Raw genomic sequence first — 13,806 nt, 5'->3', positions numbered from 1 at the left:
TCGGTGACTCCCGCAGAACTCGCCGAGGTCGTCCTCGCCGCAGCCCACGCCGTCTTCGAGGACCGGGGCCTGGATCGCTCCGCGCTGCCCGCGCAGACCACCGTCGAGCGACCCCGCAACCCCGAGCACGGCGACTACGCCTCGACGCTGGCGCTGCAGCTCAGCAAGAAGGTCGGGGTGCCCCCGCGGGACCTGGCCGCCGCGCTCGCCGACCAGCTCGGCAGGGCTGCGGGGATCAAGTCGGTGGAGATCGCCGGCCCGGGCTTCCTGAACATCCGGCTCGACGCGGCCGCCGCCGGCCAGCTCGCCAAGGTCATCGTCGAGGCCGGCCCGGCGTACGGCCGCAGCGACACCCTCGCCGGCCAGCGGATCAACCTGGAGTTCGTCTCGGCGAACCCGACCGGCCCGGTGCACATCGGCGGGGTCCGCTGGGCGGCGGTCGGCGACGCGCTCAGCCGGCTGCTCCGCGCCACCGGCGCCGACGTCGGCACCGAGTACTACTTCAACGACGCCGGCTCCCAGATCGACCGGTTCGCCCGGTCGCTGCTCGCCGCCGCCCAGGGTCAGCCGGCCCCGGAGGACGGCTACGGCGGCGCGTACATCGCGGAGATCGCGGCCGAGGTGGTCAAGCGCCGGCCCGAGGTGCTGGACCTGGCCGAGCCCGCCGCCCAGGAGGTGTTCCGGGTCGAGGGCGTCGAGCTGATGTTCGCCGAGATCAAGTCGTCGCTGCGCGACTTCGGCGTCGAGTTCGACACCTACTTCAACGAGAAGGACCTGCACGAGCGGGGCGAGCTGGACAAGGCGCTCGACCGGCTGCGGGAGCAGGGCCACCTCTACGAGTCCGAGGGCGCGACCTGGCTGCGCACCACCGACTTCGGCGACGACAAGGACCGGGTGCTGCGCAAGTCCAACGGCGAGTGGACCTACTTCGCCGCCGACTGCGCCTACTACCTGGACAAGCGCGAGCGCGGCTTCGAGCGCGTGGTGATCATGCTGGGCGCCGACCATCACGGCTACATCGGCCGGATGAAGGCCATGGCCGCCTGCTTCGGCGACGACCCGGACCGCAACCTCGAGATCCTCATCGGCCAGCTGGTCAACCTGCTCCGCGACGGCGCCCCGGTGCGGATGAGCAAGCGGGCCGGCACCGTGGTCACCCTGGAGGACCTGGTCGACGCGATCGGCGTGGACGCGTCCCGCTACGCGCTGGCCCGCTACTCCAGCGACTCGCCGATCGACATCGACGTGGAGCTGTGGACCCGGGCCACCCGCGACAACCCGGTCTACTACGTGCAGTACGTCGCCGCCCGGACGGCCAGCGTCGGGCGCAACGCCGCCGAGGTCGGGCTGACCCGGGGCGAGGCCGCCGACTTCCACGCCGAGCTGCTCGCCCACGAGAAGGAGAACGAGCTGCTCAAGGAGCTGGCCGCGTTCCCGTCGGTGGTGGCCGCCGCGGCCGAGCTGCGCGCCCCGCACCGGCTCTCGCACTACCTGGAGGACCTGGCGCAGGCCTACCACCGGTTCTACGACAACTGCCGGATCCTGCCCCGCGGCGACGAGGAGGTCACCGACCTGCACCGGGCCCGGCTCTGGCTCAACGACGCCACCCGGGTGGTCATCGCCAACGGCCTGCGCCTGCTCGGCGTCTCGGCCCCGGAGCGGATGTAATGCGCGCGCACGAGGCCGGCGCCCTGCACGGCGACATCGGCAACCGCGGGCCGGCCTGGCTGCGTACCCCGGTCGACGTCAACGAGCTGGTCCCGCAGCTGTGGCCGCGCAACGTGACGCGCGGCGCGGGCGGGGCCCTGTCGGTCGCGGGCCTGGACGTCCGCGAGCTGGCCGCCGAGTTCGGCACCCCGGTGTACGTGCTGGACGAGGACGACCTGCGCTCGCGCTGCCGCGAGTTCCGGGCCGCCTTCCCGGACGCGGACGTCTACTACGCCGGCAAGGCGTTCCTCTGCCGCGCGGTGGTCCGGATGATCGCCGAGGAGGGCCTGTTCCTCGACGTCTGCACCGGGGGTGAGCTGGCCACCGCGCTGTCGGCCGGGATGCCGCCCGAGCGGATCGGCTTCCACGGCAACAACAAGTCGGTGGCCGAGCTGACCCGGGCCGTGGACGCCGGGGTGGGCCGGATCATCGTCGACTCGTTCGCCGAGATCGACCGGCTCACCGCGCTGGCCCGCGAGCGCGGGGTGAGCCCGAAGGTGCTGATCCGGGTGACCGTCGGCGTGGAGGCGCACACCCACGAGTTCATCGCCACCGCGCACGAGGACCAGAAGTTCGGCTTCTCCCTCGCGGGCGGGGCGGCCGCCGCGGCCGCCTTCAAGATCCTCGACGAGGGCGTGCTGGAGCTGCGCGGGCTGCACTCGCACATCGGCTCGCAGATCTTCGACGCCAGCGGCTTCGAGGTCTCCGCCCGCCGGGTGCTCGCCCTCCAGGCGCAGATCCGCGACGCGCGCGGGGTGGAGCTGCCCGAGCTGGACCTGGGCGGTGGCTTCGGCATCGCCTACACCACCCAGGACGACCCGGCCGCGCCGCACGAGCTCGCCAAGCGGCTGCGCAAGATCGTCGACGGGGAGTGCGCGGCGGAGAAGCTGGCCGTGCCGCACCTGTCCATCGAGCCGGGCCGGGCCATCGTCGGGCCCGCCGTGTTCACCCTCTACGAGGTCGGCACGGTGAAGGACGTCGACGGCATCCGCACCTACGTGAGCGTCGACGGTGGGATGAGCGACAACATCCGCACCGCCCTCTACGACGCGTCCTACTCGGCGACGGTGGCCAACCGGGCCTCGGCCGCGGAGCCGATGCTCGCCCGCGTGGTGGGAAAGCACTGTGAGTCCGGGGACATCGTGGTGAAGGATGAATTCCTGCCCGCCGACGTGCAGCCCGGAGATCTTGTCGCGGTGCCCGGCACCGGGGCCTACTGCCGGAGCATGGCCAGCAACTACAACCATGTCCCGCGGCCCCCGGTCGTCGCCGTCCGCGACGGTCGCGCCCGGCTGATCGTCCGCCGGGAGACCGAAGACGACCTGCTCGCATTGGATGTGGGATGACCTCACCCGTTCGCTTGGCGCTGCTCGGCTGCGGCACGGTCGGCAGCGACGTGGTGCGGCTGCTGCACGAGCAGTCGGCCGACCTCGCCGCCCGGATCGGCGCCCCGGTGGAGATCGCCGGCATCGCCGTCCGCCGGGTCGGCCGGGACCGCGGCGACCTGCCGGTCGACCCCGCCCTGTTCACCACCGACCCGCTCGGCCTGATCAAGCGGGACGACGTGGACGTGGTGGTCGAGGTCGTCGGCGGAATCGAGCCGGCCCGCACCTGGCTGGTCGAGGCGCTGCGCGCCGGCAAGAGCGTGGTCACCGCCAACAAGGCGCTGCTCGCCGAGGACGGCGCGACCCTGCACGACGCGGCCGCCGAGGGTGGCGCGGACCTCTACTACGAGGCCAGCGTCGCCGCGGCCATCCCGCTGCTGCGCCCGCTGCGCGAGTCGCTGCACGGGGACCGGATCAACCGGGTCACCGGCATCGTCAACGGCACCACCAACTTCATCCTCTCCGCCATGGACGCCACCGGCGCCGGCTTCGCCGAGGCCCTCGAGGAGGCCACCGAGCTGGGCTATGCCGAGGCCGACCCGACGGCCGACGTGGAGGGCTTCGACGCGGCGGCCAAGGCCGCCATCCTCGCCTCGCTGGCGTTCCACACCCGGGTCACCGCCGCCGACGTGCACCGTGAGGGGATCACCGAGGTGACCGCCGCCGACGTGGCCAGCGCCAAGGCCATGGGCTGCACCATCAAACTGCTCTGCATCGCCGCCCGGGGCGCCGACGCGGCGGGCCGCGAGACGGTCAGCGTCCGGGTGCACCCGGCGATGATCCCGCTGACCCACCCGCTGGCCGGCGTCGGCGACGCGTTCAACGCGGTCTTCGTCGAGGCCGAGGCGGCCGGGCAGCTGATGTTCTACGGCCGGGGCGCCGGCGGCGCGCCGACCGCCAGCGCGGTCCTCGGCGACGTGGTGGCGGTGGCCCGCAACCGCCTCGCCGGGGTGCACGCGGCCAGCGAGTCGGCGTACGCGGACCTGGCGGTGCGGCCGATGGGCGAGGCGCTCACCCGCTACCACATCAGCCTGGACGTGGCCGACCGGCCGGGTGTGCTGGAGGCGGTGGCCGGGGTCTTCGCCCGGCAGGAGGTCTCCATCGCCACCGTGCGGCAAGGCCCGGCCGGCGGCGGCCCCGACGCCGAGCTGGTCATCGTGACCCACGTGGCGCCGGATGCCGCGCTCGCGGCCACCGTCGGCGAGCTGCGCGGTCTGGACATCGTCCGCTCGGTGACGAGCGTGCTGCGGGTCGAGGGCGGGGCGTAGCCACCCGTCCCGCCTGATGGTTAAGGGGAGGTGTGCCGGCGGCCGGTCGGGAAGGCTGGTCCACGCTGGTAGGAGCCCCCGCGCGACCGGGGCGACAGAGGCGAGGAGGGCGACATGTGGCGGGGTCTGATCGAGACGTACCGGGACCGGCTGCCGGTCACCGACGCGACTCCCGTCGTCACCCTGCACGAGGGGAACACGCCGCTGCTGCCGGCGCCGGTGCTCTCCGCCCGGGTCGGCGCCGACGTGTGGCTCAAGGTCGAGGGGGCGAACCCGACCGGCTCGTTCAAGGACCGGGGCATGACGGTCGCCGTCTCCAAGGCCGTCGAGGCCGGTGACAAGGCGATCATCTGCGCCTCCACCGGCAACACCAGCGCCTCCGCCGCCGCGTACGCGGCCCGCGCCGGGATCACCTGCGCGGTGCTGGTGCCGCAGGGCAAGATCGCGCTGGGCAAGCTGGCCCAGGCGCTGGTGCACGGCGCGAAGCTGCTCCAGGTGCAGGGCAACTTCGACGACTGCCTGGCGCTGGCCGGCAAGCTCGCCCAGGACTACCCGGTCGCGCTGGTCAACTCGGTCAACATCGACCGGCTGCACGGGCAGAAGACCGCCGCGTTCGAGATCGTCGAGGCGCTCGGCGACGCGCCCGACATCCACTGCCTGCCGGTGGGCAACGCGGGCAACATCTCCGCCTACTGGATGGGCTACTCGGAGGACCTGCGCGACGGCAACGCCACGAAGGCCCCGAAGATGTACGGGTTCCAGGCGGCCGGCGCGGCCCCGATCGTCACCGGCCAGGTGGTGCCCGAGCCGTCCACCATCGCCACCGCCATCCGGATCGGCAACCCGGCGAGCTGGACCAAGGCGATCGACGCCCGGGACGCCTCGGGCGGGCTGATCTCGGCGGTGACCGACCGGGAGATCCTCTCGGCGTACCGGCTGCTGGCCCGCGAGGTCGGGGTCTTCGTCGAGCTGGGCAGCGCGGCCAGCGTGGCCGGCCTGCTCCAGCAGGCCGCCGCCGGCCGGGTGCCGGCCGGCGGCACCGTGGTCTGCACGGTGACCGGCCACGGCCTCAAGGACCCGGAGTGGGCCATCTCCACGGCGCCCGCCCCGGTGACGATCGCCAACGACGCCCTCGCCGCCGCCCGCTCCCTCGACCTGGTCTGACCGGCCCGCGACGGGCCGGAGCGGGCGCCGTCACGCCGGCCGGGGTCAGTGCGTGGGAGCGTGATCGCGTGCGGCAGACTCTGGGCACCCCGTACACCCCTTTCCAGGAGTGGGTAACGCCGATGTCGCTGCTCGCCAGATTCAGTCTCGCCAACCGGGGCCTGATCGCCCTCATCGCGCTGGTGACCACGGCGTTCGGGGCGTTCGCCGTGCCGTCGCTGAAGCAGCAGCTGCTGCCGTCGCTGGAGTTCCCCGCCGCGTTCATCGTGGCGCCGTACCCGGGCGCCGCGCCGGAGATCGTCGAGTCCCAGGTCGCCGAGCCGATCGAGAACAGCCTCCAGGGCATCCCGGGGCTGGAGAAGGTCACCTCGACCTCGCGCGAGGGCGCCGCGACGGTCCAGGTGCAGTACGAGTTCGGCACCGACCTGGACGACGTGGTCAACAAGATGCAGACCGCGCTGAGCCGGATCGACGCCCAGCTCCCCGAGGGCGTCGATCCGCAGGTGATCGCCGGCAGCACGGACGACCTGCCCGCCGTGGTGGTCGCCGCGACCGGCGGCGGCGACGAGCAGGCCCTGGCCGAGAAGCTGCGCACCACCGTCGTACCCGAGCTGGAGGGGCTGGACGGGGTCCGCACCGTCGATGTGACCGGCGCCCGCGACCAGGTCGTGACGATCGTTCCCGACCCGGCGAAGCTGGCCGCGGCCCGGCTGGCTCCGACCGCGATCGCCCAGGCGCTGAAGACCAACGGCGTGGCCGTGCCGGCCGGCGCGGTGGCCGACGGCAGCCGCTCGCTGCCGGTGCAGGTCGGCACCCCGATCCGCACCGTGGACGACCTGCGCGGGATCGTGCTCAGCACCGCCCCCGCCGCCCCGGTACGCCTCGGCGACGTGGCCCGGGTGGAGCAGCAGCTCGCCCCGGCCACCGCCTTCACCCGCACCAACGGCAAGCCCAGCCTCGGCATCGCCGTCACCGCCTCGCCCGACGGCAACGCGGTGGGGATCTCGCACGACATCCGCGACCGCCTGGCCGAGCTGGAGGCCGCCTCCGGCGCCGACCTGACCGTGGTCTTCGACCAGGCTCCGTTCGTCGAGCGGTCCATCGAGAGCCTCACCACCGAGGGCCTGCTCGGCCTGCTGATGGCGGTCGTGGTGATCCTGGTCTTCCTGCTCTCGGTCCGCTCCACCGTGGTCACCGCGGTCTCCATCCCGCTGTCGGTGCTGGTCGCGCTGATCGTGCTCTGGGCCGGTGACTACTCGCTGAACCTGCTCACCCTCGGCGCGCTGACCATCGCCGTCGGCCGGGTGGTCGACGACTCGATCGTGGTGCTGGAGAACATCAAGCGGCACCTGGAGTACGGCGAGCCGAAGCGGGACGCCATCCTCGCCGCGGTCCGCGAGGTGGCCGGCGCGGTCACCGCGTCCACCCTCACCACGGTCGCCGTGTTCGCGCCGATCGCCCTGGTCGGCGGCTTCGTCGGGCAGCTCTTCGCGCCGTTCGCGATCACCGTGACGGTGGCCCTGCTCGCCTCGCTGCTGGTCTCGCTGACCGTGATCCCGGTGCTGGCGTACTGGTTCCTCAAGTCGCCGCGTGGCGGGGTCGACGAGGCCGCCGCCCGGCACGCCGCCGCGGCGAAGGAGCTGCGCAGCCCGCTGCAGCGGGCGTACCTGCCGGTGATCGGCTTCGCCACCCGGTCCCGGCGCACCCGCTGGACGACCGTGGCGCTGGGCCTGCTGGTGCTCTTCGGCACCTTCGGCCTGGCCCAGAAGCTGGAGACCAACTTCCTGGACGACTCGGGCCAGGACACCCTCGCCATCCAGCAGGAGCTGCCGGCGGGCACCGGGCTGACCGGCACCGACCAGGCCGCGGCGCGGGTCGAGGAGATCCTCCGGCGTACGCCGGGGGTCGCGACCTACCAGGTCAGCGCGGGCGGCGGCGACAACCCGTGGGCGGGCGGCGGCAACGACAAGGCCTCCTGGTCGGTGGCGCTCACCGGCGACACCGACGCGGCGGAGGTCCGCGAGAAGCTGCGCAAGGAGTTCGACGCGCTCGGCCCGGAGGCGGGCGAGGTGACCTTCGGCGGCGGGCAGAACGCCGGCGCCAACCAGCTCGAGGTGGTCGTGCAGGCCGCCGACCAGGAGACGCTGACCCGGGCCGCCGAGGCCGTGCGGGACGCGATGGCCGGCACGCCGGGCGTCGAGGACGTCACCACCGGCCTGGCCACCCGGGTCCCGCGGGTGGAGGTGACCGTGGACCGGGTCGCCGCGGCCCGGGCCGGGCTGACCGAGGCCGCGGTCGGGCAGGTCGTCGCGCAGGCGTACCGGGGGGCGCCGCTCGGCCAGGTGACCCTGGACGGCACCCCGCAGAACGTGGTGCTGAGCACCGGGGCCCGGCCGCCGCTGAGCGTGGCCGAGCTGCGGGCGCTGCCGGTCGGCCGGGTGAAGCTGGACGACATCGCCGACGTCAACCAGGTCGAGGGCCCGCAGCAGGTGACCCGGATCGACGGTGAGCGGAGCGTGTCGGTGACCGGCTCGGCCACCGGCTCGAACCTCGGCGCCACCACCCAGGAGCTGCAGAAGAAGCTGGACGCGCTGGACGTGCCGGGCGCGACGTTCGTCATCGGCGGCGTCAGCGCGGACCAGGCCGACGCCTTCGCCGACCTGGGGCTGGCCGTGCTGGCCGCGATCGCGATCGTCTTCCTGATCATGGTGGGCACGTTCCGCAGCCTGACCCAGGCGCTGATCCTGCTGATCTCCGTGCCGTTCGCGGCGACCGGCGCGATCGGGTTGCTGCTGCTCACCGGGACCCCGCTGGGCGTGCCGGCGCTGATCGGCGTGCTCATGCTGGTCGGCATCGTGGTGACCAACGCGATCGTGCTGCTCGACCTGATCAACCAGTACCGCGGGCAGGGCATGGGCGTGACCGAGGCGGTGGTCGAGGGCGGCCGGCGCCGGCTCCGGCCGATCCTGATGACCGCGGTCGCCACCGTGTTCGCGCTGCTGCCCATGGCGTTCGGCCTGACCGGTGAGGGCGGCTTCATCTCCAAGCCGCTGGCCGTCGTGGTGATCGGCGGACTGCTCAGCTCGACGCTGCTGACGCTGATCCTGGTGCCGACGCTCTACACGATGGTGGAGCGCACCAAGGAGTCCTTCCGGGAGCGCCGGGCCCGCCGGCGCGGCACCCCGGTGTCCGTCGAGCCGGTGGCGCCGGCCCTGGTGACCGTCGGGGGCCCGACCGAGGCCGCCGCCCCGGTCGCCGCGCCGCCGGCCCGCCCGGTGCCGTCGGCCGCGCTGGTCGACGGTACGGACCAGTTCGAGGTGCTGCGCCTGCCGAAGACCCGCCGCTCCCCGCTCCCGCCCGGGGAGTAGTCGCCAGCTCCCGGGGAGGGTGGCCGTCCCGTGCCGGACGGCCACCCTCTCCCTGTTCCGGGGACGGTGGCCGCCGCCGCGGACCGGTACGGGGAGTACCCGGACGACCGGGCCGGGCACGCCCGGCGCATCGTGGCCGACGTGCGGATCACCGGGCTGCGCGCCCGGGGCTACACCTTCGTCACCGTCTCCGACCTGCTGAGCCGCGCTGCCGTCCTGGGAGCGGCCCGATAGGGTTCCGGCGTGTCACCCACCGTCTCGGTCCTCGTCCGCAACCGCGACTTCCGCAACCTCTTCCTCGCCGAACTGGTGGTCTTCGGCGCCGACTGGTTCGTCATGGTGCCGCTGCTGGTGCTCCTGCCGGCGCTGACCGGCAGCGGGGTGTGGGGCGCGCTGGTGCTCGCCGTGGACACCGGCATGACCGCCCTGCTGCTCCCGTACACCGGCACGATCGCCGACCGGTTCGACCGCCGGAAGATCATGATGGCGGCCAACCTCGCCGCGCTGGCCGGCATCCTGCTGCTGCTCGGCGTCCGCAGCGCCGGCACGGCCTGGCTGGCGCTGGTGTCGATCGCCGCCGTGGCGGTGGCGAAGGCGTTCTACTCGCCGGCCGCCCAGGCCGCCCTGCCCAACGTGCTCGACCCGGCCGACCTGGCCGCCGGCAACGCGATCGCCGGCTCGGCCTGGGGCACCATGACCGTGGTCGGCGCCTCGCTCGGCGGCATGCTCAGCGCCGCCGCCGGCCCGTACGCCAGTTTCTGGGTGGCGGCGGTGGCCCTGGCCGGGGCGGCGGGCCTGGCCGCGCTGATCCGCCGGCCGTTGCAGGCCCCCCGCGACCCGGCGGCGGTCGTCCCGCGCACCTGGCTGGCGATCCGCGAGGCGCTGGGCTACATCGCCCACCGGCCGCGGGTGCTCGCCCTGGTCACCGTGAAGTCGGCGGTGGGCCTGGGCAACGGCGTGCTGACCGTCTTCCCGCTGCTCGCCGGGCTGTACGGGGTCGGCGCGGTCGGCACCGGCCTGCTCTTCGCCTCCCGGGGCGCCGGCGCGCTGGTCGGCCCGATCCTGATGCGCCGGGTGCTCAGCAACCGGGCCTGGCTGCTCACCGGCCTCGCCCTGTCCATGTCCCTCTACGGCCTGGCCTACCTCGGCGTCTCGGTGGTGGGCTGGTTCCCGCTGGTGCTGGTGCTGGTCTTCCTGGCCCACCTGGGCGGCGGCAGCAACTGGGTGCTCTCCAACTTCGCCCTCCAGGGCGAGGTGCCGGACCGGTTGCGCGGCCGGGTTTTCGCCACCGACATGATGCTGGCGACGCTGGCCATCTCGATCAGCCAGCTGGTCGTGGCGCTGGTGGTCGACGCGGTCGACGAGCGCACCGTGCTGGCCGGTTGCGGCCTGGTCACGCTGGTCTACGCGGTGGGCTGGCGGTTCGCCACCCGGCGGCTGTCGCTCACCGACCCGGTCGAGGAGGCGGTGCCCAGCCGCACCCCGTGACCGCGGGCGGGACGGTCGCCGAGGTGGACGTCGTTCCCACGGTCCGGGCGAACCGGCGCGGGGTCGCCACCGCGCCCTAGCATGAGCCGGTGCCGATGACTTTCACCTCCGGTCCCGTCCGGGTCCGGGTGCCCGCGACCAGCGCGAACCTGGGCCCGGGCTTCGACTCGCTCGGGCTGGCCCTCGGGCTGCACGACGACGTGGCGGCCGAGGTGACCGCCGGCGGCGTACGGGTGGCGGTGACCGGTGAGGGCGCCGGCGAGCTGCCCGACGACGACCGGCACCTGGTGGTGACCGCCATGCGGGCCGCCTTCGACGCGCTCGGCGGGCAGCCGACCGGGCTGGCCGTGGAGTGCGTCAACCGGATCCCGCAGGCCCGCGGCCTCGGGTCCTCCTCGGCGGCCATCGTGGCCGGGGTGCTGCTGGCCCGGGCACTGGTTGCCGACGGCGCGACGCGGTTGGACGACGCCGCCGCGCTCCGGCTGGCCTCGGAGCTGGAGGGGCATCCCGACAACGTGGCGCCCTGCCTGCTCGGCGGCTTCACGGTGGCCTGGACGGAGCCGGCCGGCGCCCGGGCGGTCTCGCTGCCCGTGGCGGAGACCGTCCGGCCCACCGTCTTCGTGCCCGGCGAGCGCGGGTTGACCTCGGTCGCGCGGGCCGCGCTGCCGGCCACCGTGCCGCACGGGGACGCGGCGCTGAACGCGGGGCGGGCGGCGCTGCTGGTGCACGCGCTGACCACCGACCCGGCGCTGCTGCTGCCGGCCACCGTCGACCGGCTGCACCAGGACTACCGGGCCGCGGGGATGCCGGCCACCGCCGCCCTGGTTGCCGCGCTGCGTGAGGCCGGTGTGGCGGCTGTGGTCAGTGGGGCGGGGCCGACCGTGCTGGCCCTGTCCGAGGTTTCCGTGGGATTCGACGCGGGAACAGATTGGCGCCGGTGGGAGTTGCCGATAGACGTCAGCGGTGCCCGGGTCGCCCGGGGTAGACTTGGACACGCCGAGCGGGACCCTGTTGCCGCAGGTCGGAAGAGTTGATTACGCTCTACACCTAGCACAGCCGCGAAGCATGCGATCTCCTGCGGGTCGGCGCACCCCCGAAGCTCTCGGCGGTCAGCCCGTCACCCCTGCCAAAGGCCCACGCCGCACCGCAGTTTCCACAGGTCGCCGCAGACGGCGAGACCTGCTCACCGACCTTGGTGAGTCGGGAAACCGACCGGCTGCTGTGTCACAGACTCCCGCGACGCGTCCATGCGAGGCGGGTGCACCGAGGCCGCCCGGCCACCTGGTTTTCGACTCCGGGCAGCCCCGGCCTATCGAGGGAAGGAATCCATTGAGCGACACCACCGACGTGACGTCGGATGTTTCCAACGTCGCTGGCGATGCCACCACTGCCGCCCCCACACGCCGTCGGCGCAGCGGTACCGGCCTGTCGGCGATGCTGCTGCCTGAGCTCCAGAGCCTGGCCGCGTCGCTCGGTATCTCCGGTACGGCTCGCATGCGCAAGGGCGAGCTGATCAGTGCGATCACCGAGCGGCAGGGCGGCGCCGCCGCCGGAACCCCTCGACCGCGGGCCGAGGTTGCGGCCGCGGCCGCTCCCGCCCGCGAGGAGGTGCACGCCGAGGTCCGCGAGGAGCGGGCCGAGACCGAGCGGCGCGCCGAGCCGGCGCCGGCCGCCGAGGCGACCGAGGGCCGCACCCGCAGCCGTCGGGGCCGGGCGGCCAGCACGACCGCCGAGGCGCGACCGGCCGAGACGCGTGCCGAGGAGGCTCCCGCCGAGACCGGCGAGCGTGCCGAGCGCGGCGAGGGCCGGGGCCGCGAGCGGGCCGAGCGCGGTGGCGAGCGGGCCGAGCGTGGCGGCGAGCGGGCCGAGCGGGCCGAGCGCGGCGCTGATCGGGCCGAGCGCGGTGGCGAGCGTGCCGAGCGCACCGACCGTGGCGAGCGTGCCGATCGTGGCGAGCGTGCCGATCGTGGCGAGCGCAACGAGCGTGGCGAGCGCGGTGACCGGGGCGAGCGCAACGAGCGCAGCGACCGGGGTGACCGGGGCGACCGCAACGACCGGGGCCAGCGCGCCGAGCGCAACGACGAAGGCGACGACGACGGCGAGGGCGGCGGCCGGCGCGGCCGGCGCAGCCGGTTCCGCGACCGCCGGCGCGGCGGCGGCCGCGAGCGCCCCGAGGGCGGCGACGGCGGCCGCGAGCCGCAGGTCGGCGAGGACGACGTGCTCGTCCCGGTCGCCGGCATCATCGACGTGCTCGACAACTACGCCTTCGTCCGGACCACCGGCTACCTGGCCGGCCCGAACGACGTGTACGTCTCGATGTCCCAGATCAAGAAGTACGGCCTGCGCCGCGGTGACGCGATCACCGGCGCCGTGCGGGCCACCGCCCGGGAGGGCGAGCAGCGGCGCGACAAGTACAACCCGCTGATCCGGCTCGACACCATCAACGGGATGGAGCCGGACGAGGCGAAGCGCCGGCCGGAGTTCTACAAGCTCACTCCGCTGTACCCGCAGGAGCGGCTGCGGCTGGAGACCGAGCCGAACGTGCTGACCACCCGGGTCATCGACCTGGTGATGCCGATCGGCAAGGGCCAGCGGGCGCTGATCGTCTCGCCGCCGAAGGCGGGTAAGACGATGGTGCTGCAGGCGATCGCGAACGCGATCACCCGCAACAACCCGGAGTGTCACCTGATGGTGGTGCTGGTCGACGAGCGGCCGGAAGAGGTCACCGACATGCAGCGGTCGGTGAAGGGCGAGGTCATCGCGGCCACGTTCGACCGTCCGCCGCAGGACCACACCACGGTGGCGGAGCTGGCGATCGAGCGGGCGAAGCGCCTGGTCGAGCTGGGCCACGACGTGGTCGTGCTGCTCGACTCGGTGACCCGGCTCGGTCGGTCGTACAACCTGGCGGCGCCGGCCAGCGGCCGGATCATGTCGGGTGGTATCGACTCCACCGCGCTCTACCCGCCGAAGCGCTTCCTGGGCGCGGCGCGGAACATCGAGAACGGTGGCTCGCTGACCATCCTCGCCACCGCGCTGGTGGAGACCGGCTCGATGGCCGACACGGTCATCTTCGAGGAGTTCAAGGGCACCGGCAACGCCGAGCTGAAGCTGGACCGGAAGATCGCCGACAAGCGGGTCTTCCCGGCGATCGACATCAACCCCTCCGGCACCCGCAAGGAGGAGGTCCTGCTCGCGCCGGAGGAGCTGGCGATCATCCACAAGCTCCGCAAGGTGCTGCACTCGCTGGACTCGCAGGCGGCGCTCGACCTCCTGCTGGACCGGCTCAAGCAGTCCCGCACGAACATCGAGTTCCTGATGCAGATCGCGAAGTCCACGCCGGGCGAGTGATCTGAGCGTCTCCGACAGAGGGGCACGGCCTGCGGGCCGTGCCCCTCTTCGCGTACCGGGACGGGGAGCCCGTGAAGT

General features: G+C 73.7%; 9 protein-coding genes. All 9 read left to right on the top strand.

Going from position 1 to position 13,806, the window contains the following annotated elements:
* Positions 1–3: 3 nt before the first annotated feature.
* The gene (argS, locus tag AC0OLQ_RS30610; protein WP_484529086.1) at positions 4–1,668 is read left to right on the top strand and encodes an arginine--tRNA ligase; all 1,665 of its coding nucleotides are present in this window, start codon (positions 4–6) and stop codon (positions 1,666–1,668) included.
* The gene (gene lysA / locus AC0OLQ_RS30605; protein ID WP_484529085.1) at positions 1,668–3,053 is read left to right on the top strand and encodes a diaminopimelate decarboxylase; all 1,386 of its coding nucleotides are present in this window, start codon (positions 1,668–1,670) and stop codon (positions 3,051–3,053) included. Before argS ends, lysA begins: the two co-directional genes overlap by 1 nt.
* Positions 3,050–4,360: a homoserine dehydrogenase gene (locus tag AC0OLQ_RS30600; protein ID WP_484529084.1), complete on the top strand. Its 1,311-nt coding sequence runs from the start codon at positions 3,050–3,052 to the stop codon at positions 4,358–4,360. The genes lysA and AC0OLQ_RS30600 overlap by 4 nt, the downstream gene beginning before the upstream one ends.
* 114 nt (positions 4,361–4,474) lie before the next feature.
* Positions 4,475–5,524 (top strand): threonine synthase, encoded by a 1,050-nt coding sequence (gene thrC, locus AC0OLQ_RS30595; RefSeq protein WP_484529083.1) that lies wholly within the window; start codon positions 4,475–4,477, stop codon positions 5,522–5,524.
* 122 nt (positions 5,525–5,646) lie between these two features.
* Complete coding sequence (locus AC0OLQ_RS30590; protein ID WP_484532472.1) at positions 5,647–8,892, top strand: efflux RND transporter permease subunit; 3,246 nt, start codon at positions 5,647–5,649, stop codon at positions 8,890–8,892.
* Positions 8,893–8,958: 66 nt separating this feature from the next.
* The gene (locus AC0OLQ_RS30585) at positions 8,959–9,126 is read left to right on the top strand and encodes a hypothetical protein (protein ID WP_484529082.1); all 168 of its coding nucleotides are present in this window, start codon (positions 8,959–8,961) and stop codon (positions 9,124–9,126) included.
* A 9-nt stretch (positions 9,127–9,135) separates the two neighbouring features.
* Entirely contained in the window at positions 9,136–10,380 is a 1,245-nt protein-coding gene (locus AC0OLQ_RS30580; protein WP_484529081.1) for an MFS transporter, read from the top strand.
* A gap of 95 nt (positions 10,381–10,475) precedes the next feature.
* Entirely contained in the window at positions 10,476–11,414 is a 939-nt protein-coding gene (gene thrB / locus AC0OLQ_RS30575; protein WP_484532471.1) for a homoserine kinase, read from the top strand.
* Positions 11,415–11,709: 295 nt separating this feature from the next.
* Entirely contained in the window at positions 11,710–13,728 is a 2,019-nt protein-coding gene (gene rho / locus AC0OLQ_RS30570) for a transcription termination factor Rho (protein WP_484529080.1), read from the top strand.
* Positions 13,729–13,806: the final 78 nt, after the last annotated feature.

Source organism: Micromonospora sp. Utrum1 (assembly GCF_057197805.1).
This window is presented reverse-complemented; position numbering and strand designations above follow the sequence as displayed.

Excerpts from the sequence above, each read along its gene's own strand:
- lysA (WP_484529085.1), top strand. The coding sequence starts at position 1,668 with ATGCGCGCGCACGAGGCCGGCGCCCTGCACGGCGACATCGGCAACCGC.
- AC0OLQ_RS30600 (WP_484529084.1), top strand. The coding sequence starts at position 3,050 with ATGACCTCACCCGTTCGCTTGGCGCTGCTCGGCTGCGGCACGGTCGGC.
- thrC (WP_484529083.1), top strand. The coding sequence starts at position 4,475 with ATGTGGCGGGGTCTGATCGAGACGTACCGGGACCGGCTGCCGGTCACC.
- AC0OLQ_RS30590 (WP_484532472.1), top strand. The coding sequence starts at position 5,647 with ATGTCGCTGCTCGCCAGATTCAGTCTCGCCAACCGGGGCCTGATCGCC.
- thrB (WP_484532471.1), top strand. The coding sequence starts at position 10,476 with ATGACTTTCACCTCCGGTCCCGTCCGGGTCCGGGTGCCCGCGACCAGC.